Genomic DNA, 23,588 nt, shown 5'->3' with positions numbered 1-23,588 from the left:
ATAATTTATTAAGGAAAATGAATCAGTTATGGATATAAAAATTGACGACTTATCGGGCGGAGAAGTGATTGAGTTGCTCGAAGAGCATTTGGCGGATATGTATGCGACATCTCCACCAGAAAGTGTTCACGCATTGGATATTAAGGACTTAAAGTCGCCAGAGATTACTTTTTTCAGTGCTTGGAAAGAGAACCAACTGCTTGGCTGTGTGGCAATTAAAGAGCTTGATACTCAACACGCTGAGCTTAAATCGATGCGTACTACACAATTCGCTCGTCAATCTGGGGTTGCGAGTAAGTTACTGCAGTACGTTTTGGATACGGCGGCTGCTCGTCAATACCAACAAATCAGCTTAGAGACAGGCTCAGAAGACTACTTTAAACCTGCTCGCAATTTATACGAGAAATTCGGCTTTGATTACTGTGAACCTTTTTCTGATTATGAGTTAGACCCTTACAGCCAGTTTATGACTATTGAGTTACGCTAGCGCGAGCTAAAGTTAAACTTAGAGCTAAAGTTAAACTTAGAGCTACAGTTAAACTTAGAGCTACAGTTAAATCTAGTGCTGAAGGTAAAAGCTAAAGCGAGATTCCCTATAACGCACGTACCTTGCTTTAGGGAATGACGGACACCCTTGTAGTTTGAATAATGATGCTAGTGGGGAAGAAAAAGGTTGCCATGAGCAACCTTTTTTAATTATGAATCAACGGCTAACGGCTAACGGCTAACGGCTAATAAAAAAATCGTTATCGAGTTTCTAGCTCTGCGAAAATGGCTTCAGCATCCACCACGCTTCCTGAGATAGAAAGTGTGCTGAACGGAACCAAATCTTCAGGGGAAGAAGGCTTTTTAACAAGTAGCTCTGGGTAGATTTTTGCATCACCCATCAACATCGCTTTTAGCTCTTTGACTGACAAATCAGGGTAGCGTGACCAAACCAAAGCCGCGACACCGGAAACAACAGGTGCTGCCATGCTGGTGCCACTTTTCGAACCGTAACTATTACCTGGTGTGGTTGATAAAATGCGGTACCCTGGTGCGAACACATCAACCGTTTTCTGGCCGAAGTTACTGAAGCTCGCCACTAAGGTTTCGTCGGCGTATTTCGCTGATGCTCCCACATCTAACCATGTTGAAATAGGCTTTGAACGGTAGTGCTTAGCGTAGCGGTTTGGAAAGCTTGGTTTGATATCGTTGTCGTTTCGGCTATTTCCCGCTGAGTGAACGATAAGCACACCGTTACGAGCGGCATAGCGGAATGCGTGGTCGACAATGTATTTGCGTGGTGAGTAGCTTTTTCCGAAGCTCATGTTGATGATCTTCGCGCCATTATCGACGGCGTAACGCACCGCATTGGCAATATCTTTGTCTCGCTCATCGCCGTTTGGCACCATACGTAAAGCCATGATTTGAGCGTAATCTGCCACACCATCAATACCCACTGAGTTGTTGCGTTCAGCAGCGATGATTCCAGCAACATGCGTACCATGTGAACCCACTGGGCCTTTAACATCGTTGTTACCGTAGCCTTTTTCCCAAGGGTTGGATATATCGTCTAAAACAATGTCGGCACGAGTATCGAAATCAAGATTAAGATGGAAATCTAAAGAGTCTTGATAACGGCTACGACGTGATTCTAAGTATTCGAACGAGTACCAAGAATCAAATACACTCAAAAGCCCTTCAGCTGCTTTAACAACGCTAGCATTCTCGCTATCTAATAGTGTTTTTAGACCGTTAATAGAAAAGTCTTTTTGATCGACGAATTGAAGAATCTCTTCTTTGTATTCATTCGCTTGTTCCGTTGCTGTCACAACACGATTAAGCGCATCTTGGTCATCTTTTAAAGACGACAGGTAATCAGCTTCAACAGTTTGATAATACTTTCGTTTCTTACGCGGAATCCAATGTCCATTCTCTTTCAAGTCGAGGTATTTTTTGTACTCTCGGGTGACTTCTAACGTGTCGTGGTCAACGTTGATCCCAAGCGAGTTCCCAAGATAGTTCCAACCATGTACATCATCAATGTAACCATTGCCGTCATCGTCAATACCGTTGTCTGGGATTTCGTTTACGTTGGTCCAAAGTTTGTTCTTTAAGTCTTCATGTTCAATATCGACGCCCGAATCCAAAACAGCCACGATCACAGGTTGAGGCATAAGAGGGGGCATGAGGTAATCGTACACAACATTGGAACCTACACCTTGAAGTGTTGTGTAACTTGCCGATAAGTTGAACCAATCGCCTCGTTGTTCATCAACATTACTTAACATTCTCAGAGAGAAAAATGAAGGTTGAGGTGTTTTTCGTGAGTAATCTTCAACGATTGTGCCTTTAACGTCTTGGATGAAAGGCGAGTTAACAGGTTTCGGTTCAATACTACTGTTGTCTATCGCTGACGCGGAAGCGCTGGCAGAAGCCAATATAGCTAAAACAAGAGTCGTTAATCTGTGTCCATGATTCATGCGTGTTGCATCCTTATTGTTATGCGACTAAATAGCTGTGGAACTAAATAGTTGTGCGACTAAAACTGACGTCTTCGTAAATTTTCGCGATAAAGTACGTAGCGAGTCAGTTATGTGAGAGGGAAGTACCCGCTCAAAAAGCCACCAAAAGGTAATATGCAATTAGATTTATCTCATTCATATAGTCAATGAAATGGTAGTAAGATCTCACTGTAAACGAATTTTAAGGTTCAAAGTATGAGCCAAATTCTATTAATAAATTCAATATTTATAAAATATTAAAGATCATAAAAATCAATTGATTAGTTTGTTAATTGGCTACTGGGATGGGGGAGTCTTATATATAAAGCAAGGAGAACTGTGTGGCGTATAACCGAGTGATTTACATGTTAACAAGACGAAAAGTTAGCTAACATTACGGACAACTTCTATTGTCACTACCTTTAAAGACCCAATTTATGTCGACTTACTTTGCTGGTTTCACTCTCGGGCTTTCGTTGATCCTCGCGATCGGCTCTCAAAATGCTTTTGTTCTTAAACAAGGCCTGAAGAATCAACATGTGTTTGCTATTTGTTTGGTCTGCGCTATTTCAGATGCACTTTTGATTAGCTTTGGTGTGACAGGCTTCGGCGCTATTGTGAAGCAGTTTCCACAAATAGAGCAATTTGCTCGTTACGGTGGGGCAGTATTTTTAGGCGTGTATGCGTTCTTGAGTTTCCGTTCGTCTTTCACCGAGACTCATGCGCTTGAGGCAGTTGGAGATACCAAGGAATCATTAATAAAAGCGATGGCGATGTGTTTAGCGTTTACATGGCTGAACCCGCACGTTTATTTGGATACTGTAGTCTTGCTAGGGTCGATCTCTACGCAATATCAACCTAACCACATGCTATTTGGTGCGGGCGCGATCACCGGATCATTTGTGTTCTTTTTCTCTCTTGGCTATGGCGCTCGCTTTTTAGCTCCGCTGTTTAAGAATCCAAGAGCGTGGAAAGTGTTGGAGTTTGCGATTGGTATTATCATGGCGTCGATTGCGGTTTCTTTAGTCATTTAGCTTTTTAGTTATTTAACCATGTAGTCATTTAACCATTCAGCTATTCAGCTATTTAGTTATTGGGCTCTTGTCTTTAGATTATCGAGTTCTTGCGTTATTTCGTTCTTGCGCGTCTAGTTCTGTGTATCGAACTGTTAGGTCGACCTAGTTTATGGTCTTCTAACTTTTTTTAACTTTCTGTCTTCAAATACTTCGCCTTATAAGCTCCTGTCCCACATGAAATTTCAAGCTTATCTAACCTAATTGTTGCTCGTCTACTTCCGTTTTCTTGATTGTTACTTAACCAGAAACACCCCAAAAATTGACCATGGTGAGTGCAAAGTCTCACTTTTAAGACTGATCAAATATGGCTACAGGTTCGCTTGATAGCGCTAAAATGTTGTGCTAATTTCCCATTCGCTTTCTAAATGAACGCTGTTTTATTATTCATGGGAAGCGTTGTTTTTCATTTTTTTAAACAGTAGTGCAACAGTTGGATTGGTGTCGGAATACATCCAAAGACAGTGACAGCACTATTGTAGGACAGACTAAAAAGGGTATTTACATGCTTAAATCAACATTTCTATTAGGCCTAGTTGGCTTGGTTTCACTTCCTACTTTTGCTGCTGGTATCGAAGGCGGTCCATACATTGGTGCTGGCCTTGGCGTCTACCAAGATTCAGACACTGACGGGGCTGGTAGTTTAGATGCTGAAAGCATGGGTTATAACCTTTACGGCGGTTACCAATTTAACCGTATTGTAGGCATCGAACTTGGTTACACGGATTACGCTGACTACGAAAAATTTGGCACTAAAGTGTTGTCGCCGACCTCTTTTTCTGTTGCTGCAAACGTAGGTTACACATTTGATAACTCAATCCGACCTTTCGTGTTGGCTGGCCTGAGCTATGTTGACCTAAACGCTCATGGTTCGAGCTACATTGATGACGATTCTGGTGCTGGTTTTCACTTCGGTGTTGGTGTTGAATATACCCCGATTGAGAACCTGACATTACGCCTAATTTCACAGGCAGATGCCGTAAACATCGAATTCTTTAATAACAATGGCAATAGAATCGCGAGCAGAGATGTGGCGTTCAACAGCGTTACTTTAGGTGCTTCGTACAACTTCTAACGGCTTCACATTTTGGGTTATTGAAATCGCTCAAATTTTAGTCGTCAGTTGATTCGATCATCAACTAACTTAGTTATTAATTAAGTGAATTGAATGAGTTACTAATTGGTTTACAAAGTGACTCGTTAGTTTTGAGCCCACGTTATCAAGCGATAGCGTGGGCTTTTTTGTAGCTCAGTAGGTTCGTAAAGAAGGTATAATGTGTAGAATCATATTTTTGACAGAACCGAGAATGCTAGATGTCTGAACCAATCCAACAACAAATCGGAAATATCGCACTAGTCGTCGAAAACTATGACGATGCAATCGAATTTTATACTAAGAAACTTCAGTTTACTTTGGTTGAAGACACCGATTTAGGTGGTGGTAAGCGTTGGGTTCAGGTGTCGCCACCCAACTCTAACGGCACTAATTTGCTATTAGCTCAGGCGAGCAATGAGGAACAGAAAAAAGCGATCGGCAACCAAACCGGCGGCCGTGTATTTTTGTTTTTGCAGACCAATGATTTTTGGCGTGATTATGAGTTAATGAAAGCGAAAGGTGTTGTGTTCAATGAAGAACCACGAGAAGAAGCGTACGGAACGGTCGTGGTTTTCCAAGATTTGTATGGTACTAAGTGGGACTTGTTACAGTTGAATCGTCCCAACCATTAAGTTCTAAGTTAACTAGATTTACACATCAAAACCGCTCTAACTTTTAGCGGTTTTTTTATATGAAAAATACCGATTGATGGCACGTTGAACACAAAGCCTACAAAGCCCGAATTTAATTGTTTTTCACAAGCTTATAAAAGGGAAATAATGCGAACCCATTTGGTAGTTGATCGGTATTTTGGTAAATTAAAGCTATTACAGACTTCCAGTGAGCAACAATGAAGATTCTTCACACGTCCGATTGGCACCTTGGCCAAAACTTCTACAATAAAAGCCGCAAGAACGAACATGAACGGTTTTTACAATGGTTGCTAGAGCAAGTTACTGATCGCGATATCGACGCAATTATCGTGGCTGGTGACATCTTCGATACCAGCACCCCGCCAAGTTATTCCCGTGAGATGTACAACAAGTTTGTTGTCGACTCAAATAAAATTGGTTGCCAGTTAGTGCTATTGGGCGGTAACCATGACTCTGTGTCGGTACTTAAAGAAACACAGCAATTGTTGAAGTATATGGGCGCGGACGTGATTCCAAATACCAATGAAGATCATGCGACTCAGGTTGTCGAGCTGAAAGGTAAGGGCGGCGAGGTTGAAGCGCTAGTCTGTGCGATCCCTTTCATCCGCCCTCGTGATGTTTTAACCAGCCAAGCAGGCGTGTCGGGTGTTGAGCGTCAGAAACAGTTGGGCGACGCGATTAAGCAGCATTATAAAGATGTCTACGATGCAGCAGTCGAAAAACGCGATACTTTTGCTAACCGCGACACAATGCCAATTATTGCGACAGGGCACTTAACCGCAATGGGTGTGAAGCAATCTGACTCGGTGCGTGATATCTACGTTGGTAATTTGGATGGTTTTGCTGCAGACGGTTTTCCAAATGCCGATTACATCGCGCTTGGCCATATTCACCGGCCTCAAGTTGTTGCTAAGCGTGAACACATTCGTTACTGCGGCTCGCCAATCCCGCTCAGTTTCGATGAATTGAAATCTCAAAAGCAAGTGTGTGTGGTTGAGTTTGTTGAAGGCGAACGCACCATTTCTCAATTGTCTGTCCCGACATTCCAACCGTTGGCCGAAATCAAAGGTGATTTGAGCGAGATTGAATCTCAACTGAATCAATATATTGGTTTGGAAGAAGGTCAAAGCGTGTGGTTGTCGATTGAAGTTCAAGCACAAGACTATCTATCGGATTTGCAAGAACGCATGCGTGCCTTAACCGAAGGCTTAAACGTTGAAGTACTTCAGTTAAGAAGAGCAAGAGAGCGCCGAAACCAATCGTTAGAGCAAGAATCAGCAGAGACATTAGCGGAGCTCACGCCAATGGATGTGTTTGAAAAACGTATCGCACTCGAGGAGTTTGAAAGCGATACAGAGAAAGCGCGCTTAGAAAGAATGACGGTGAAGTTCAAGCAAGTGATTGTGGAAGTGTCTCACGGAACTGACGATTTAAACGGTACAGAAGAGTAATCAAGAATGAAAATCTTAAGCTTAGAATTTGAAAACTTAAACTCTTTGAAAGGTCGTTGGAAGCTCGATTTCACACAGTCACCTTTTGCCGAAAACGGCTTGTTTGCGATCACGGGCCCTACCGGGGCAGGTAAGACGACGATTCTTGATGCGATTTGTTTGGCACTGTTTCATCGTACACCACGATTAAGAAGCATCGCAAAAGGCACTAATGAGCTGATGACGCGCGGTACTGGCGAATGTTTTGCTGAGATTGAATTTGAAGTAAAAGGGAAAACTTACCGTTCGAACTTCCATCATAAAAGAGCTCGTGGTAAGCACGATGGCGCGCTGCAAACGCCAACTTGTGAGTTTGCAGATGCAGACAGCGATGCGGTTTTAGAAACGCAGCTGACTAAGAAAATTAAGATGGTTGAAACCGTAACGGGTTTGGACTTTTCTCGCTTCACTAAATCGATCATGCTTTCACAAGGTGAGTTTGCGGCGTTCCTAAATGCCAATGCAAATGACCGAGCAGAACTCCTTGAAGAGTTAACCGGCACAGAAGTCTACAGCCTGATTTCAGAGCGTATTTATGATCACTTCAAATCGAGCGAAGAGTCTCTTAATCACCTAAAAGCTAAGGCTGAAGGTGTTAGCTTGTTATCAGAAGAGCAGATTCAAGCGCTGACGACTGAGCGTGGTAAGTTAGAAACCGATCAAACTGTGTTGGCTCAACAACTGGTTGAATGGAACGCGCATTTAAGCTGGTGGAGAGATGTCACCAAAGCCGACCTTGCTATCGCGAATGGCGAACAAGACTTACAACAGGCGCAAGATAACCTTTCTGAAAACCAACCCTCACTGGATCGCTTAGCTAAAAGCGAGCCTGTAGAAAAATTGCGCCCACTGTATAAAGATGTGCAACGCAGCGATCAAGACGTAACAGCGACTCAAGCCAACCTTGAAAGCAGCACGAAAAGATTAGCAGAGCGAGATGCAGAGAAATCAGCTGCGAGCGACGAGCTCAAAACGCAAAGCGCACTGGTTGAGCAAGTAAAACAAGAACAGCAAGATCAAGAAAAGATCATTGAGCAAGTTCGACCGCTTGATAACCAAATCTCGGTGCTCAAAGACAAACAGATTGCGGCTGAGAAAAACACAAAAACACTAAACGAACAAGGTGTTGAACAACGCCATAAACATTCCGTATTGAGTGAAGCTATTGCATCAGTTCAACATCAAGAAAAGATCAGTGCGCAGTATTTGGAGGCTCATCAAGCTGACAAGCAACTCGAAAAATACCTAGGTCAATGGCAGGCTAAGGTTGACCAAGTTCGGACACTTGAAAGCCAACACCGCGAATTACTCAGTGGTGTTCAACGCGCGAATAAAGCGTTAGACGCACAACAAACGTTAGTACGAACCTCTAATGAGTCGAAACTTGCCCAAGACAAAACATTAGCTGAGCTTGTTGTTGTCGAGAGTCATGCCAAGCTTCAGTTGGAATCGTTGCAACAGCAAAGCAGTGAAGTGTTATTGAATGCGAACAAAGATCTGCTCGAGTATTGGAGCCGTCATACCAATACATTGGTTGATATTAATCGAGGCTATCTACAAGCTACTCAACGTATTGAAGTTAAAAATGCAGAGCTTGTTACCAAGGTTCAGCTGTCAGATACACTGACCAAAGAGCGTGAAGTGCTGGTTGAGCGTTACCAAAACAATAAAACATCACTCGAACGCTTAACTCGCTTAATTGATCAAGAAGGTGAGCTAGCAAAATATCGTGCTGCGCTGGAACCGGGGATGGATTGTCCGTTGTGTGGCTCAGCTAATCATGCAATTGAACAGTCACAAGATCTGACGGATTTGATTTCGCAAAAAGAACGTGAAGAACATGAGCTCGCGGTGATTCAAAAAGACGGTACAGAACATCGTCAGCAGTTGGATTCTCTTGCGCCAATCATCAACGGGCTTAAAGACGAGCTTCAACGTGCACAAGCTGACGTTGAACAAACTAAATCAAATTGGCTGAATACTCTAAGTAAACTTGAGCAAGCCCATGCGAGCTTTATGTCTCAAGGAGGTTCGTTAAATATCACGTTACCGTCTATTGAGACTCTAGGTGATAGCCAAACGATCAGCCTGTTTGCTGAATCTTGTGAACAACAACTTAACGACGTCATTCGTCAGCTGCGTGTAATGGCTGAAGCGAGCAATGCGTATCTCAAAGCTGAAAAGCAACGTGCAACTGTAAGCATGATTGTCGATAAAGCATCGGCGAACTTGGAGCTAGCACAGCAACGACTCACGGATTTGACTACGCAATTCCAAGGCCTGAATGGGCAGGCTGAAAACTGCGCTCAATCCAAGGCAGAGCAATGGACGAAACTCAAAGAGAGTATTGTTGAAACCTCGATTGAAGCGCCAGAATTAGAACATATAGATGTTTGGTTTACTCAAAAACAGGAAGCCTCGAACCTTTGGCAAACCACCAAGCAACAACACGATGACTTTGAGAAACAGCTGATCACTAAGCTCGCTGAAATGAAATCGTCCGATGAAAAATTGGAATCGCTAACCAAAGATATTGCTAACTCAAACCAAGAGACCGAGGCGTTAACTCAAGAGTTAGTGACGATCACTGAATCAAGAAAGCAGTTGTTTGGTGATAACAATGTCCAGTCAGCGATTCAAGCGATGAAGCAAAATATGAGTGACGCTGTCACTAACCTTAACGCATCTCAAGTGGCGTTCAGCCGTTGTGAACTCGATCATCGCTCTGAACAGACTAAGCACATCGGTTACACCGAAGAGCTGATAGCTAAACAGCAAGCACAAATCGAAGTGAAGCAATTGTGGGAACAGGCATTAGCGTCGAGTCCTTTCGCAACTGATGCCGAGTTCGAGTCGTCATTGCTTGATGAAGCGCTTACCGTGCAGTTGCAAAGCTTGAAGAAGACACTTGAAGAAGCAATCGTAAGCGCACAGGCGAGATTGAACAGTGCTAAAGCGAATAGAGCTGAACTGCAAGCTCACGAGAAAGCCGAAACATGGAGCGCCTTACCGCAAAATGAAGTAGAGCTAGCGACGGCTCAATGTCAAAATGAACAGCAACAACATGCTACTCAAATAGGTGCAATTTCTGCGAACCTAGAGACTGACCGTCAGAATCGCAGCAACCAACAAAATTTGTTCAAACAAATAGAAGAACAGCAATCGGAGTTTGATGACATCTCACGTTTGAACTCTTTGGTTGGTTCAAGAAATGGCGACAAGTTCCGTAAGTTCGCTCAGGGCTTAACACTTGAGAACTTGGTGTACTTAGCCAATAAACAGCTACAACGCTTGCATGGTCGTTATGAATTGAAACGTAAGGCTGATGACGGTTTAGAGCTGCAAGTGCTGGATACTTGGCAAGGCGATGTGATGCGAGATACCAAAACGCTCTCGGGTGGTGAAAGCTTCTTGGTGAGTTTGGCACTAGCATTAGCGCTATCTGATCTTGTAAGCCACAAAACCAGTATTGATTCACTGTTCCTCGACGAAGGCTTTGGCACGCTGGATAGTGATACCTTGGACATTGCTTTGAACGCTTTAGATAACTTGAACGCTTCTGGCAAGATGATTGGTGTTATCAGCCACGTGGAAGCATTGAAAGAGCGCGTGCCTGTACAACTTAAGGTGACTAAACACTCTGGCCTTGGCTTTAGTGAAATGGAAGCGCAATACAAAGTGGTTGTTTAGTTAGGCTATTGCTAAAAGTGTAAATACAGACATTTAGACAGATAAAGCAGTTCTCCGATTCAGCCTTTCTTCCTTTTCGAGGATGACGGAGTCGGGGGGCTGTTATCAATCACACAGCAGTCATTCCCTAGAGCGAGGTACGAGCTTAATAGGGAACCTCGAGTAAACATAGAAAGTGGAAGTGAACTCATCGAAAGGAAACGGCCTTGCACAAAAAATCGTATTTACCAACCAAGACATGTCCAATCTGCCAAAAACCATTCGCATGGCGCAAGAAGTGGGAGCGTTGTTGGGAACATGTCATTTACTGTTCAGAACGGTGTCGTCGTAACAAATCCTAATCAAACACAACCATTTCCAAGCTAAGCGGCCTGAATTTTTAAGCAAGCTAGATAAAGGTCAAATTTCCTCGACGCATAGCAATATCTACCCCCGTTTGTCTTCAAGACTACCTACCTTTGACCCGATTTACTTCCAAATAAGCCAACCCTACGTGTTAAGTGAAACTAACGCCAAATTGCCGTTTTAAGAGCCAATCAGTGTTGTTTTTCTACGTTTTGAGAACCAATTGATAATCACTTCTTCATTTCTTGAGTTAATATTTCTATCTGTAAGATAACTGCTGTATAAAGGCGGCATGAAGATACCAAAAAGAATACAGCCTTTAGTTGACGATGGTTTAGTCGACGAGGTGACAAGCCAACTTATGAGTGGCAAAGAAGCGTCAGTGTACATAGTACGCTGCGGCGATACGATCCGTTGTGCTAAGGTTTATAAAGAAATAAGCCAACGTAGCTTCAAGAAAGCGACAGCATATCGAGAAGGGCGCAAAGTCCGTAATAGCCGCCGAGCTAGAGCCATGGAAAAGGGCTCAGGTTTCGGTCGTGAGCAACAAGAAAAAGTATGGCAAAATGCCGAAGTTGATGCCTTGTATAAACTTGCAGAGGCAGGCGTTCGCGTACCACAACCTTTTGGCTGTTTTGACGGCGTGCTTCTTATGGAGCTAGTCACTGATGATGACGGTTATGTCGCGCCAAGACTTAACGATGTCGTAATGCCTGCTGAACAAGCGATTGAAGATCACCAAGTGATGATGACCTATGTGGTCAAAATGCTGTGTGTTGGTTTGATTCATGGCGATTTGTCTGAGTTTAATGTGCTTGTGGATGAATATGGTCCAGTGATCATCGATTTACCGCAAGCGGTTGATGCATCTGCCAATAATAATGCAGAGTGGATGCTGACTCGTGATGTTAATAATATCCGTGACTATTACGCTCAGTTTGCACCAGAGTTATCAACGACAGAGTATGCTAAGGAAATATGGGCTCTGTACGAGAAAGGCGACCTCAAGCCAGATACTAAGCTAACCGGTGAGTTTACAGAAACCGATGAATTAGCGGATATCGAAGCTATCATGCAAGAGATAGATGCGGCAAGAGTTGAAGAACAACACCGCCGCGAACGTGTTAAAGAAGAAAAAGAAGGCGTCGACGACAGCAAGTTTAATTGGTCTGAGTCTTAGTAAAGACTAATTAAATTAAAGCTAAACCTAAGCTATGCCTTTTTTGATAAGACAACGTTACCTGTAACGAACTGCTTCTTCCAGACGACTAAACCCAATAGAGCCACAACTCTGTTGGGTTTTCTGTTTTTATATCAATCACAGTAAGTGATTTAACAAAGATAGCTTATAAAAATCTAGAGAACGAAGTCGTGTTTTTCGATAAGTAATGATTCTAGAATCAAAAATTCAAACGAGGTTATCGGATTTTTTAACAATCTATGGTCAGGAATTATTTACCACGATCGGTAGTACTTATTACCAAGTCAATTGCTCACCATCGTATGAGTAAAAGTTGCCACTGTTTTCCGGTATTGCACTGCTGATTATGTCGACCAATTGGTGGGCGACGTAGCTCGATTCAAACAGCTTTCCTTCAGGCACATTCGCTTGAAATGGCTTTGACAACGCGGTATCGGTTGTACCTGGGTGCAGTGCTAACACGGTTCCTTTCTTAACCGTTCGTTGCCATTCAATCGACATGGTTTTGATAAACATGTTTAACGCGGCTTTCGATGAGCGATAGCTGTACCAACCGCCTAATCTGTTATCTGAAATACTGCCGACCTTAGCTGAGACGACAGCGAATTTTGGATTGTCGCTGGATTTTAGAATAGGCGTGAAATGTTTAGCCAACAGTAAGCTTGGTAGCGTATTAACCGAGATGTTTTTCAGAAAAAATTCTGGGTCGATAGACGACAAGTTCTTTTCTGGCCCAAGATTTGGCGTGTGGAGCATTCCTACGCAGTTGATTAACCAATCAAGTTTATTGAACCTTGCGCTTAGTTGTGCAACTTCTGTTTCGTTGGTTGCATCGAGTTGATGCCAGTGAAGTCGGTTGTTTTCAAGAGTGGGGCATTGCGAGTGGTAAGTTGCATTAACCTGAACATCGAGAAAATCGAAATGAGACAGCTCAGACAATAGGTGTTGAACCACTGCGAAACCAATCCCGCCGCTGCCACCAATGACTAATATTTGTAATCTGAGTTGTTCCACCATTATAAGTTCTCCAAGTTAGTCAGTCGCTGTTCTGCAGTATCGAGAATTGCTTGTTGGTCTTGCTCATCCATGTTGTCCCAAGAGCGATATAACATGCCCATGCGCGGATTACGGTTTAACGCATCGCGATGTTGATTCATAAAGCGCCAATACAAGCTATTGAATGGGCAAGAAGATTCACCGCTGCGCTCTTTTATCTGATAGTGGCATCCTTTACAGTAATCACTCATACGGTTGATGTACGAACCGCTGGCAGAGTATGGTTTGGTTCCTACGATGCCGCCATCCGCAAACAGTGCCATACCTCGCGTATTTGGCATTTCGACCCATTCAATCGCATCTACGTAAATGCCAAGGTACCAACTGTCGACTTGGTCAGGTGCTATGCCAGTTATCAAGCAGAAGTTGCCAGTGATCATCAGCCTCTGAATGTGATGTGCATAAGCAAACTCAAGAGATTGACCAATCGCGTGCTTCATGCAATTCATCTTGGTTTGACCATCCCAAAAGTAATGAGGTAATTGTCGGTCGGCTGAATAATGGTTTTTATTGGCATAAGCGGGCATGTTGGCCCAATACACGCCTCGAATGTACTCACGCCAACCAAGTATTTGGCGCACGAAACCTTCGACCTGAGCGATATCGATGCTTGGTTTATCTTGAGCTTTTGACGCTTCAAAAGCCGAGAGTGCCGCATCAATGACTTCGCGAGGGCTAAGCAGCTTGCTGTTCAAAGAAAAAGAGAGGCGACAATGATACAAGCTCCACTTTGAATAGTGTTCTGTAGTCATTGCATCTTGAAATTGACCAAACAGTGGCAAGCAAACTTGGCAAAAATGAGCGAGTAGAGACAAGCTTTGAGCTCGGTTTACTGGCCATAAGAGTTGCTCACCAACTTCGCCAATGGTTTGTACGTGATGACGTTCGATGCGCTTCAAAATGTGCGAGATATCGTTAGCGAACATCAAAGGCTGCGGTAAGTTGGCGATGTCTTGCTTCTTAAGTTTTTTACGATTGTTGGCATCGTAGTTCCACTTACCACCAACCGGTTTTTCATCTTCCAATAGAATGTTGAAACGTTTTCTCATTCGACGATAAAAGTGTTCCATCATGATGTGTTTGTCTTTCGGAAACTGCGCTTCAATTTCCTCAAACGGAAATAAGAAATGCTCAGTATCGCAACATCCTTTGGTAGCATTAGTTAGCTTAAGTTTCGCCATTTGCTGAAGCAGACGATATTCATCCGGTCTTTGGTATTCAAATTTTTCGGCGTCGAACTCGTGTACATAGTGTTGAAGTAGGGCATCTAGGTTTTCGAATTGCGCCGTGTCATCCAATGTTAAATGCAGTACCTGATGACCTTGTTGAGTGAGTTCTTTGGCGAAGTAGGACATGGCAGAGAAAAATGCCGCGACTTTCTGAATGTGAGACGCGACATAATCTGTTTCTTGTTTGAGCTCAGCGATCAGATAAATCACACTGTCGTCGACTTGCTGAAACCAAGAGTGTTCAATGTTGAGTTGGTCACCCAAAATAAGGCGTACAGTTTTGAATTTCATAGCTTGTCCTGCTTAGAGGCGGAGATTGTATGCTGGTCCGTCTCTTTCCATTGATTAATAAAGGCGTGGTCTGGATCGTACATCTCTGTCTGCTTTGCTAAATCAAAGTGGCGTGATTTAGGCTGTGATTGGTTTTTACTTTGATCGCTGTGGACTGGTTGATTGAGGTCCCCAGCGATATACGCCCAATTACCCCAGTTCGATGCCACGTCATAATCGACTAGCTGGCTTTCGAAATAAGCGGCGCCGTTTCGCCAATCCACCCCTAATTCGTAGATCAAACAACTCGCTGTCAATTGTCGGCCACGGTTAGACATATATCCCGTTGCATTGAGTTGGCGCATGCAAGCATCGACAATCGGATAGCCCGTATTGCCGCATTTCCAATTAGCGAAGTTTTGTTGAGTCGTGTTGGTTGCCAGGCCCGAATCGATGTTTTGGTTGTCTGTGCCGTTTTGAAATAGGGATGGCCCTATAGATAAGCACTTCCAATAGAAATACTCACGCCACAGCAGTTCAAAAAAAATCCAATAAGTTGAGTCATTTGAACCATGTTTCGCTTCAAATTGAACAAGACTTCGGTAAATCGTTTTAGGTGAAACACAGCCGAGTGCTAACCATGGTGAGAACTTGGTTGAATTTTCTTTGCCATCGAACGCGTTTCGGGTCTGTTTATATTGATGAGCGTAGGAATGTGAAAAGTAGTCGTGTAAATGCGCTAGGCCTGCTTGTTCTCCGCCTTTGAAGTTATTGTTGTTTAAACTGCTTCCGTTTGTGTTGCTCACATTTAAGCTGCTCTCTTCGAGCTTTCGGTCAGTTTGTTGTATTGAGTGACACTGTGACAAAGCTTCGGGCGTTGGTGGTAGTTTGGTGATAATCGGGCTTTGCGTATCAATAGGTAAATGCTCGACTAGCTTTCTAAACTTCGTGAACGAACGGGGTAACTTAGATAACTCAAAGGGGAGCTGTTCCAGTTCAAACAAGGTCGAATGATGCTGCTGGTATACAATTAGATTTGGGAAGCTAACGTGTGTAGATTGCACAAGCTTACGTTCATCGAACCCACAATGATTACTCACAAACAAGTGTGTGACGTGCTGTGATTTGATGATCCCACTCAGTGTGACCTCTCTACTAATTTCCTCATCAGTTAATGCTGAAGATCGCAGAACAACCAGCTTGTGTCCTAGGTTAGCCAAGCGGCTTTCCAAATCAATAATAGACTGAGAAATGAATTTTGCTCGGTGGGCCCCATATTGATGCTCTTTCGCAAATTCTCTAGAGAATGCGGACAGATGCGGCTCAATCACAACGCATGTCAGTTGATTAACGAATTGTGACGCTTTATGAAGCAACGCGTTATCTTCGATTCTTAAATCGTTGGTGAAAAGATAGAGGCCAATCTTCTTCATTGCTTACGCTCTGTTTTGTTAATTATTAGACGCTTACGAGTTGATCAGGCGTTAAGATCACAAAAGAATGTTGAGCGTCAATGATAGTAGTGGGAGAGTGAAAGTGAGAACTAGAACGAGGTTAATGAGTACATAAGCGAAAGAGCGAATACGCCAATAATAAAATGAGCGTACAAGCCAACCAATGATACCGATAGAGGTTGGCAATGTGGGTTGTTATTAAGTTTCGACTAGCAGAATCTAATCCATTGGAACGATTAGAATATCGACTGGAGATGTATCTATGATCTGTTTTGAATGGGAAATGATCTTATGCCAAAAATCATGGTGGTGACCACATAACAATAGGTCTACGCTGTTTGCTTCAATGGTGTTTTTGAGCTTGTCATTCAAATCGCCAGTTCCCACGAAAATATGCTTGATTGGGTGTTTGGCGTAGGCCTCAAACTCTTTCAAATGCTTAATGGCATCTTCATTGATCGGTAGATCGCCTTCATTTCCCTGAATATCAACGAGTTCTGGATAAATCTCTCCATGTGTACCGTCGATATAAACAAACGAAATCCCAGCCTCTAGTTTGTCTGCAAAGAAGGTCGCTCGATCAATAAGAATCTTAGTGTCGTCAGACATTTCAACGGCGACCAGAATATGTCGGTATTCCATAATTAAAGCCTCTTGTTGTAAGTTATGTAACAAGCATAGTTTTTGTTGGCGCAAATGATATCGAAGATGTCGCATATTGCGCAAAAACGTCATTCAAAGATCTTCTAAGCGCTATCGTATTTATATCGCTTTGATTGATAAGAAATTTACAAAAGGTTGTTATAGTAACCTGAGGTCGATCTTTACTGCTTTGGCTATTAGATAAGCTCGACAGTCCGGCGCGCCATTAACAAAGAGGCATCAATGACAGCATTACTTACCATTCCCACTCGCACATTAGGCTTTGATTACGATATTGAGATCAGTGATTGGTCGCAAAAGCTCATCGGCTTTCATGTGTTTGAAGATGGTAGACGACCGCTTGATGGTGGCATTGGCTTAAGCTTAAATCTTGTCGAGCAGTTTGATGTTGATGGTCGCTGGTTAAACTCATTGCCGGCTCGTTATCGTGAGATCACAGACGATTTTCCAGAGTACCAATATCAAATGCTGTGGTTGGCTGCGAACACCTATGAGGCGGCACAATTGTTGGAGTTGCGCCCGGTCATCTTGGCGTTGATTTGTATGAAATACAGCGTCGATAACCAAAAAGCATTGGCGCTGAGTCGTTTAGGGCAAAAGAAGATCCTCGAAATGTTGGGCTTGGACAGCAGCAAGGCTACTCTCAAATTCATCGATAAGTTAGAGCTTAACTATGACGTGGGTGATGAGCTTGACCATATTGTGCGTATTCTTGAGCCGCTGCAAAGGCGTGTACTTAAGTTTAAGCATTATTCCAAAGTGGGTTACACCGCCTTAAGGTTGGATCAGGTTCATCCGTTTCTAACCGGTAGCCGATTGGGTATCGCCATGGTTAAAGAGGGAAGGCTCAATGCACCATCGAAAATGGCAATGTTCCAAGACGCGATATTGTTAGGGCAAGATTTAGAGATTGATGACCCATTGCGTTTTATCACCAGTCAGAGTTCATTCGCCATGTTTGAGCAGCTTCATGACCGTTGGACGGAGCAGCGTCAGTTACGCCGTTTAGAAGGGAACCGCCCCGTGGATAGGGACATACCTTATCCTGTTCCTTTGTTGGGTAATGATAATATTCACCCCCTCACTGATTATTACGATTTGGAACGCGAAGGCATTGAGCAGAAGCACTGTATTGGTGTGTATCACAACCGAATCATGAGCGATCGTTATGTGGTATTCCGCATGCTCAAACCTCAACGATTAACCATAGGTTTACGCCGTGTTCCGAGCAAAGCATTTCCGTTTGAAATCGACCAGATATGCGGGAAACGAAATGCACCACCATCCGAGCCTGCTCGCCAAGTCATTCATGACTGGTTAGAAGCCTGCAAGCTACAGTTGAATCAGAGATTAGAGTCCCTCTAATTAAAAACATACTTGCTCACGGAGAGAGTTAAATGCAAAGAGTGATATTCAGGCAATGCGACGAGCATTCATCTTACTGGGGATACCTCGAAAAACTATTCCAAAGTGAATGGTCGGATTTTAAATTTAACGTTTCTGTTTCTAGTAATACCGATTCTGAAATCGCTCAATTACCGCCGGTGATCGTGGTATTGAGAGACAATGTGGTGATAGGCGGTTTGGCTTATTCCCACTTTCAAGAGCCTCATCAAGTGAATGATGCGATTTGGATTAACGCTGTTTATGTCAATTCACTGTGGCGTGGTCAAGGCATTGCAAGCGAGTTGATCAATCGTGGTGTTAAGCAGGTGTCGGCTACGACTCAAAGTCACCTCTATGTGTATACCAACGTCAAGGCGCTTTACCAGGGGCTCGGGTGGTCTGTTGTCGATATCGAGTCAGAGCCAAACCATGAAGTGATGAGCATTGCACTGAGTTCTTGAGCTGATTAGCTTAGTTTATCTTATGAACTTATTAACTTATGGGTTTATAAGCTTATGGGAAGGTGAGCCTATAGAGCCTGACAAGTTAACAACGTAAGAAGCTAAAGGCCTGAGCTCTTAGCTCTACCATCCTCGTCATCATTAAATCATTCGAGGAAACAGTAACACGCTGTAAGATACACTTGGTGTGATTCCAAATATTGGTAGTCGCAACAGAGTGAATGCAGCCCCCCTTGCTTCAACGTCACCTCAGAACTCAATTCAAATTGCATTGATGCTTTGTCGATAGCGCAAAGCCTAACGGATTTGAAATCCAAAGTGGTTTCTGAAAAAACCATTAGCGCTTTGTAAATCGACTCTTTGGTCGAGAACAACAGCGCTATCGCGTCTTCCAGGCTCCAACCTTGTTTAAGTGCGACATCAACCTCTTCAGGTGTCGCGACAATACTGCCAATTTCTTCAGCGACAACACGCGAGATCTTAGGTTGGATGTCTATTCCAATATTCTCTTTATTGCTCTGTAAGCTTGTCTCTACGACAATCGCGAGCACTCCTTCAGCATGAGAAATCGATCCAATGGTTTCACTTGGCCAAGCCGGGCTTCGGTCAGGGTAACTCGTCAGTTGGTGATCTTCTTTATTTAAAGTCTTGAGCTTTACTGCCGCGAGATAACGCCCCGCAAAGTATTCAGCTTGTCTGGTTTTTACTGACCGACTGATTTTAATGGGCTGGTGGATGTTGGTGTGTTTGAACCAACTGGAATCAAAGGTTTTGTGATCGAATGATGTGATGTTGATATTAAACCGTACACCTAATGAGGGCAGGTGAGCTCTCAGTTCGTTGTCAAAAAATTGGGTGGGTTTCGACATAGGGATGAACATCTGACTCATAAAGCGATTAACCCATTTATAACAAAGTGAAAGTGGAATTGTGTCGTGTTGTTACCGAGCTTACTTCGCTAACCCTTTAAATTATAGGGAAAAAGCTCGTATGGCATATAGTTTAATCTAAATGAAAATCGTTTGCATTTGATTTTTTGCGAGTGTATAAAAGCGTGTCTGTTAATGATTTTATGAATATGTTCATATTTCATTAAATGTTTAGTGAATGATGTGTTTTAAGGTTGAAGGTATGCTCGAAGCAAAGGGACTCGGTTTTAGCGTAGGGGATAAGCAACTGCTTAAGGCGTTCAATGTGTCTTTTGAACAAGGAAAGATTTACGCTTTGGTTGGGCACAATGGTTCGGGGAAATCGACCTTATTGAAGTTGTTAGCCAAGCAACAAAGTGCAACATCAGGTGATATCTTTCTCAAAGATAAAATCATCACTAAATGGTCAGACAAAGACTTCGCTCAGCAGATTGCATATTTACCTCAACACTTGCCGGCAACCGACAGTTTGTCTGGTGAAGACTTAGTCAGTTTTGGTCGTTACCCTTGGCACGGATTGTTGGGTCGACTCTCAAGTAAAGACAAGCAATATGTTCAAGAGGCGATGCAGCTGACTGATACCACCAAATATTCAGACCGTTTGGTTGATACCTTGTCTGGCGGAGAACGTCAGAGAGTCTGGTTAGCGATGTTACTAGCACAGCGCACCAAATACCTTTTGCTCGATGAGCCTCTAGCAGCGCTCGATATCGGTCATCAGATTGAAATGCTAACGCTGATTAAACGACTGAGCGAAACGTTAAACATAGGTGTGATCATCGTAATTCACGACATCAACATGGCAGCACGTTTCTGCGACCATATCATTGCCCTACATAGTGGGGAGTTACTGATTGAAGGTGAGGTTGATGAGGTCTTTCAAGAGTCGGTACTGAGAGATATCTATGGGGTGCCGATGCACATTACTCAGCATTCAGCCGGTTACCCAGTTGCGATGCCTGGTGATTTGGAGCCAGCATGATGTCCAGCTACTCTCTTCCATTAAACGTACGTCACTTGCAGATCGTGCGTCCGATTATCTCTACTATCGTCATATTGGGCTTATTGGTTGCTTCTCCGCTATCTGTTGCTCAACAGGAAGCCCTAGTTAAACCCGTGTCATCAAATAAACCAGTATCATCCGTAAAACAAGGCTCGCTGGCAGAACAAGAGGCGCCAACAGTAAATGAGGGTGCTACACCTCGCTTAGTATCCATCGATTGGACGCATACGGAAACCCTATTGGCGCTGGGTGTTGTCCCTGTCGCAGTAGCGCAAATAGCCGATTACAATTCTTGGGTGAAGTCTCCTGAAATTCCCCCAACGGTCGCGGATGTCGGCTTACGAACGCAACCCAACCTTGAACGTATTCATGAGCTCAAACCCGACAAAATATTACTCTCTCCAATGTTTTCAACGCTGGAGACTCAACTTAGCAAAATTGCCCCTGTCACGACCATTGGTTTGTACCGAAGTGGTGATGTCGATTGGTCGGCATTAGAAACGGTTACTCGAAAGCTAGCAGAGGTCTCTGAAAAGCAACCTCAAGCTGAAGTTTTGATTGAGGAAGCGAATGCTGTAATGGATCGTTTAGGATCTCAATTGCCAAATGATGCGCCCGCGTTGTTGATGGTGCAATTTATGGATACAAACCACGTGCGTGTTTTTGGTGACAACAGCCTTTACAAAGCCTCGGTCAATAAGATTGGCCTTGAGTCAGCATGGAAAGGGAAAACCAATTCGTGGGGATACAGTTTAGTTGGCGTCGATCAGCTCATTGGTGTTAATGGGCAGATAGTGATTATTTCTCCAATGCCAGCAGGAACCGAAGAACACCTTAAAACGAATCAGTTTTGGCAATACATAGTGAAAGAGTCAGGCTATCCCGCACTCCAAGTTCCTGCTGTCTGGAGCTTTGGCGCGATTCCTTCAGCGACACGTTTTGCAAAGTTCATTGCTTCTGAGCTGAATGGAGGATCTACGTTATGAGAGTGCTAACGTTCGGTGTATTAGCTCTGTTATTGGTTTCAACGCTAACTTTGATAGGTCAGCATTTGGCTGTCTCCCAAGTTGGGCTCGGACACCTTGCTAGTCTTTGGATTGCTGATTTCACTTCTCCGGATTCGGTGAAATTGCATTTAGCGTGGTGGCCGAGATTATTCACCACATTACTCTCTGGTGCTGCATTGGCGATCGCAGGTGTCTTAATGCAACAAGTGTTAAGAAACCCATTGGCTTCACCTTCTACATTGGGTGTCGCGAGCGGTTCTAGCTTTGCGCTGATGCTAGCAACGCTTTACGCACCTTGGTTATTAGAGTGGTCATACTCTTTGGTGGCGTTAGTAGGTGGTGTTACTACGATTGGCTTGGTGTTTGCGCTGTCGTGGCGCAGAGCGCTGTCTCCAACTGTGGTGATTGTGTCCGGCTTGGTCGTGAATCTCTATTTCGGCGCTGTGAGTACTGTCTTGTTGATGATGAATCAAGACAAGTTGAATGGTTTGATGATTTGGGGCGCAGGCTCGCTTGTTCAAACTGGCTGGGAAGACGTCCAGTATCTTGCGCCACGTTTAGCTATCGCTACCTGTATTGCATTCTTGTTTGTAAAACCACTGAGCTTGCTTCAGCTATCAGAGCAGGGCGCAAAAAGCTTAGGGGTGTCGTTACCTAAGTTACGAGTGGTTTGTTTAGGGTTGGCAGTATTACTGACGGCTTGGGTCGTGAGTGCGGTTGGCGTGATTGGTTTTGTTGGCTTAGCCGCGCCAGCTTTGACGCGCTTGATGGGTGTTCATCGTTTAGTGCCGAAGTTATTGGTTTCTATGGTGTTAGGTGGTTTGTTACTGACCCTTACCGATCTGCTGATACAACAATTGCCGGGAATGATGTCGATGTTTGTGCCTACGGGTGCAGCAACCGCAGCTTTGGGTGCTCCGCTTCTTTTATGGCTATTGCCTAAGTTGTCGATGAAGAGCCAATCACAAACGCAAACTGTTTTAACGCGTCATAACGAAGTTGCATCACGCCTAAATAAACACTCTGTGACGCTCGCTAGTTTCTTTATTGTTTTGTCGCTCATCGTGTTCAGCTTGTTTTCGGTACAAACCGAAGGCTGGCGTTGGTTATTGCAAACCCAAGATTGGGCGTTGCTCGAATGGCGTTTACCTCGATTAACAGCGGCGGCATTGGCCGGTGGTATGTTAGCGGTAGCAGGAACTATTGTTCAAAGATTGAGTGGCAACCCGATGGCGAGCCCGGAAGTGATTGGTATCAGCTCGGGTACTGCATTAGGTTTGATCATCGCCATTTTTGCGGGTTTCGGAAGCAATGTGGTTGGGCTTTATACCGGCGGATTTATTGGTGCGGTCTGTACATTGGGTATCATTGTCGTTCTCAACCAAAAATCAGGCTTTCAACCTGAAAGAGTGTTGCTGACAGGCGTTGCGATAACGGCATTGATGAACGCGGTGCAAAGCTTTGTGTTGGCAGGCGGCGATCCAAGAAGTTATCAAGTTCTGGCTTGGTTGGCAGGCTCCACGTATTACGTTACCGAAGCAACGCTTGTTCCGTTATTTATATCTTCAGTTGTATTTATCTCACTGGGTTTTCTGTGTGCTCGTTGGTTAGATGTGTTACCGCTAGGGCAGGCGAGTGCGCAATCTCTTGGCTTAAATGTCTCTCGATCTCGAATTCTACTATTGGTGCTAGTGGCGTGTTTAACCGTTAGTGCGACGTTAGTGGTTGGTCCATTGAGCTTTATTGGATTGATGGCCCCCCATATGGCGAGGTTGTTTGGTTACAGTCGAGCGAAAGAGCATCTGATCTGTTCTTCGTTAATTGGTATGGCACTGATGTTGTTCTCGGATTGGCTTGGTAGGCAGTGGCTCTATCCACAAGAAATTCCGGCAGGGCTGGTTGCTTCGATCATTGGTGGCATGTACCTGATGTGGGGTTTGAGAAGGCTTTAGACTATTAGCTTGTGATGATATCAGGTGACTGATAGCTAGCGAGTCTTGCGTTCTAGTGATAAAGACAGAAACAAAAATAACAACGTGATTAAGTTTGGCTTAAACGAGGGTTACTTATCAATTAGTTGATAATGATAATCACAA

At 43.8% G+C, this 23,588-nt stretch carries 19 protein-coding genes; 13 read left to right on the top strand and 6 right to left on the bottom strand.

The genetic code is table 11. From position 1 onward, the window contains the following. Positions 1-28 precede the first annotated feature (28 nt). A complete protein-coding gene (locus OCV36_RS08450; RefSeq protein ID WP_135458492.1) occupies positions 29-487 on the top strand; it encodes a GNAT family N-acetyltransferase in 459 nt (152 codons plus the stop codon). Positions 488-746: 259 nt separating this feature from the next. Here the strand turns inward: OCV36_RS08450 and OCV36_RS08445 are convergent, their stop codons facing one another. Next, the gene (locus OCV36_RS08445; RefSeq protein ID WP_135458490.1) at positions 747-2,465 is read right to left on the bottom strand and encodes a S8 family peptidase; all 1,719 of its coding nucleotides are present in this window, start codon (positions 2,463-2,465) and stop codon (positions 747-749) included. A gap of 458 nt (positions 2,466-2,923) precedes the next feature. Between OCV36_RS08445 and OCV36_RS08440 the strand changes: the two genes are divergently transcribed. From OCV36_RS08440 to OCV36_RS08410, 7 genes are all read left to right on the top strand, one after another. Continuing rightward, positions 2,924-3,520 (top strand): LysE/ArgO family amino acid transporter, encoded by a 597-nt coding sequence (locus tag OCV36_RS08440; RefSeq protein WP_135458488.1) that lies wholly within the window; start codon positions 2,924-2,926, stop codon positions 3,518-3,520. Between the two features lie 544 nt (positions 3,521-4,064). Continuing rightward, positions 4,065-4,634, top strand: a complete 570-nt coding sequence (locus OCV36_RS08435; RefSeq protein WP_017075005.1) for a porin family protein — start codon at positions 4,065-4,067, stop codon at positions 4,632-4,634. A 239-nt stretch (positions 4,635-4,873) separates the two neighbouring features. Then, positions 4,874-5,287, top strand: a complete 414-nt coding sequence (locus OCV36_RS08430) for a VOC family protein (protein WP_135458486.1) — start codon at positions 4,874-4,876, stop codon at positions 5,285-5,287. A gap of 218 nt (positions 5,288-5,505) precedes the next feature. After that, positions 5,506-6,759 carry an exonuclease subunit SbcD gene (gene sbcD, locus OCV36_RS08425; RefSeq protein WP_135458484.1) on the top strand — a complete coding sequence of 418 codons (1,254 nt, stop codon included), beginning with the start codon at positions 5,506-5,508 and terminating at the stop codon, positions 6,757-6,759. A gap of 6 nt (positions 6,760-6,765) precedes the next feature. Further along, the gene (locus tag OCV36_RS08420; protein WP_135458482.1) at positions 6,766-10,488 is read left to right on the top strand and encodes an SbcC/MukB-like Walker B domain-containing protein; all 3,723 of its coding nucleotides are present in this window, start codon (positions 6,766-6,768) and stop codon (positions 10,486-10,488) included. A 206-nt stretch (positions 10,489-10,694) separates the two neighbouring features. After that, on the top strand, positions 10,695-10,829 hold the full coding sequence (locus OCV36_RS08415) for a DUF2256 domain-containing protein (protein ID WP_102551758.1): 135 nt from the start codon (positions 10,695-10,697) through the stop codon (positions 10,827-10,829). A 296-nt stretch (positions 10,830-11,125) separates the two neighbouring features. After that, positions 11,126-12,013: a PA4780 family RIO1-like protein kinase gene (locus tag OCV36_RS08410; protein ID WP_017075000.1), complete on the top strand. Its 888-nt coding sequence runs from the start codon at positions 11,126-11,128 to the stop codon at positions 12,011-12,013. A gap of 297 nt (positions 12,014-12,310) precedes the next feature. Here OCV36_RS08410 and OCV36_RS08405 read toward each other — a convergent pair whose 3' ends face one another. From OCV36_RS08405 to OCV36_RS08390, 4 genes are all read right to left on the bottom strand, one after another. Further along, a complete protein-coding gene (locus OCV36_RS08405; RefSeq protein WP_135458480.1) occupies positions 12,311-13,051 on the bottom strand; it encodes an SDR family oxidoreductase in 741 nt (246 codons plus the stop codon). Continuing rightward, positions 13,051-14,610 carry a cryptochrome/photolyase family protein gene (locus OCV36_RS08400; protein WP_135458478.1) on the bottom strand — a complete coding sequence of 520 codons (1,560 nt, stop codon included), beginning with the start codon at positions 14,608-14,610 and terminating at the stop codon, positions 13,051-13,053. Before OCV36_RS08400 ends, OCV36_RS08405 begins: the two co-directional genes overlap by 1 nt. Next, positions 14,607-16,022 (bottom strand): DASH family cryptochrome, encoded by a 1,416-nt coding sequence (locus OCV36_RS08395; RefSeq protein ID WP_135458476.1) that lies wholly within the window; start codon positions 16,020-16,022, stop codon positions 14,607-14,609. Before OCV36_RS08395 ends, OCV36_RS08400 begins: the two co-directional genes overlap by 4 nt. A 240-nt stretch (positions 16,023-16,262) precedes the next feature. After that, positions 16,263-16,685 (bottom strand): universal stress protein, encoded by a 423-nt coding sequence (locus OCV36_RS08390; RefSeq protein WP_017074996.1) that lies wholly within the window; start codon positions 16,683-16,685, stop codon positions 16,263-16,265. A 243-nt stretch (positions 16,686-16,928) separates the two neighbouring features. Between OCV36_RS08390 and OCV36_RS08385 the strand changes: the two genes are divergently transcribed. After that, positions 16,929-18,071 (top strand): PcfJ domain-containing protein, encoded by a 1,143-nt coding sequence (locus tag OCV36_RS08385; RefSeq protein ID WP_135458474.1) that lies wholly within the window; start codon positions 16,929-16,931, stop codon positions 18,069-18,071. A 32-nt stretch (positions 18,072-18,103) separates the two neighbouring features. Further along, positions 18,104-18,553, top strand: a complete 450-nt coding sequence (locus OCV36_RS08380) for a GNAT family N-acetyltransferase (RefSeq protein ID WP_135458472.1) — start codon at positions 18,104-18,106, stop codon at positions 18,551-18,553. Between the two features lie 146 nt (positions 18,554-18,699). Here OCV36_RS08380 and OCV36_RS08375 read toward each other — a convergent pair whose 3' ends face one another. Continuing rightward, positions 18,700-19,443: a 4'-phosphopantetheinyl transferase family protein gene (locus OCV36_RS08375; RefSeq protein ID WP_135458470.1), complete on the bottom strand. Its 744-nt coding sequence runs from the start codon at positions 19,441-19,443 to the stop codon at positions 18,700-18,702. A 241-nt stretch (positions 19,444-19,684) separates the two neighbouring features. On the opposite strand from OCV36_RS08375, the gene OCV36_RS08370 reads away from it, so the two are divergent. The 3 genes from OCV36_RS08370 to fhuB are packed head-to-tail and all read left to right on the top strand — an operon-like array spanning position 19,685 to position 23,444. After that, positions 19,685-20,464 carry an ABC transporter ATP-binding protein gene (locus OCV36_RS08370; RefSeq protein ID WP_135458468.1) on the top strand — a complete coding sequence of 260 codons (780 nt, stop codon included), beginning with the start codon at positions 19,685-19,687 and terminating at the stop codon, positions 20,462-20,464. Further along, positions 20,461-21,471, top strand: a complete 1,011-nt coding sequence (locus tag OCV36_RS08365; RefSeq protein ID WP_135458466.1) for an ABC transporter substrate-binding protein — start codon at positions 20,461-20,463, stop codon at positions 21,469-21,471. Before OCV36_RS08370 ends, OCV36_RS08365 begins: the two co-directional genes overlap by 4 nt. Beyond that, positions 21,468-23,444, top strand: coding sequence for a Fe(3+)-hydroxamate ABC transporter permease FhuB (gene fhuB, locus OCV36_RS08360; RefSeq protein ID WP_135458464.1), 1,977 nt, complete (start codon positions 21,468-21,470; stop codon positions 23,442-23,444). Before OCV36_RS08365 ends, fhuB begins: the two co-directional genes overlap by 4 nt. Positions 23,445-23,588 lie beyond the last annotated feature (144 nt).

Origin of the sequence: Vibrio echinoideorum (genome assembly GCF_024347455.1) — a bacterium.
Lineage (GTDB): Bacteria > Pseudomonadota > Gammaproteobacteria > Enterobacterales > Vibrionaceae > Vibrio > Vibrio echinoideorum.
This window is presented reverse-complemented; position numbering and strand designations above follow the sequence as displayed.

Bases quoted from the DNA above. Each gene is read 5' to 3' on its own strand.
- OCV36_RS08390 (WP_017074996.1), bottom strand. From the start codon at position 16,685: ATGGAATACCGACATATTCTGGTCGCCGTTGAAATGTCTGACGACACT.
- OCV36_RS08375 (WP_135458470.1), bottom strand. From the start codon at position 19,443: ATGAGTCAGATGTTCATCCCTATGTCGAAACCCACCCAATTTTTTGAC.
- OCV36_RS08405 (WP_135458480.1), bottom strand. From the start codon at position 13,051: ATGGTGGAACAACTCAGATTACAAATATTAGTCATTGGTGGCAGCGGC.
- OCV36_RS08370 (WP_135458468.1), top strand. From the start codon at position 19,685: ATGCTCGAAGCAAAGGGACTCGGTTTTAGCGTAGGGGATAAGCAACTG.
- OCV36_RS08400 (WP_135458478.1), bottom strand. From the start codon at position 14,610: ATGAAATTCAAAACTGTACGCCTTATTTTGGGTGACCAACTCAACATT.
- OCV36_RS08430 (WP_135458486.1), top strand. From the start codon at position 4,874: ATGTCTGAACCAATCCAACAACAAATCGGAAATATCGCACTAGTCGTC.
- OCV36_RS08450 (WP_135458492.1), top strand. From the start codon at position 29: ATGGATATAAAAATTGACGACTTATCGGGCGGAGAAGTGATTGAGTTG.
- fhuB (WP_135458464.1), top strand. From the start codon at position 21,468: ATGAGAGTGCTAACGTTCGGTGTATTAGCTCTGTTATTGGTTTCAACG.
- sbcD (WP_135458484.1), top strand. From the start codon at position 5,506: ATGAAGATTCTTCACACGTCCGATTGGCACCTTGGCCAAAACTTCTAC.
- OCV36_RS08435 (WP_017075005.1), top strand. From the start codon at position 4,065: ATGCTTAAATCAACATTTCTATTAGGCCTAGTTGGCTTGGTTTCACTT.
- OCV36_RS08365 (WP_135458466.1), top strand. From the start codon at position 20,461: ATGATGTCCAGCTACTCTCTTCCATTAAACGTACGTCACTTGCAGATC.
- OCV36_RS08440 (WP_135458488.1), top strand. From the start codon at position 2,924: ATGTCGACTTACTTTGCTGGTTTCACTCTCGGGCTTTCGTTGATCCTC.
- OCV36_RS08420 (WP_135458482.1), top strand. From the start codon at position 6,766: ATGAAAATCTTAAGCTTAGAATTTGAAAACTTAAACTCTTTGAAAGGT.
- OCV36_RS08395 (WP_135458476.1), bottom strand. From the start codon at position 16,022: ATGAAGAAGATTGGCCTCTATCTTTTCACCAACGATTTAAGAATCGAA.
- OCV36_RS08445 (WP_135458490.1), bottom strand. From the start codon at position 2,465: ATGAATCATGGACACAGATTAACGACTCTTGTTTTAGCTATATTGGCT.
- OCV36_RS08380 (WP_135458472.1), top strand. From the start codon at position 18,104: ATGCAAAGAGTGATATTCAGGCAATGCGACGAGCATTCATCTTACTGG.
- OCV36_RS08410 (WP_017075000.1), top strand. From the start codon at position 11,126: ATGAAGATACCAAAAAGAATACAGCCTTTAGTTGACGATGGTTTAGTC.
- OCV36_RS08385 (WP_135458474.1), top strand. From the start codon at position 16,929: ATGACAGCATTACTTACCATTCCCACTCGCACATTAGGCTTTGATTAC.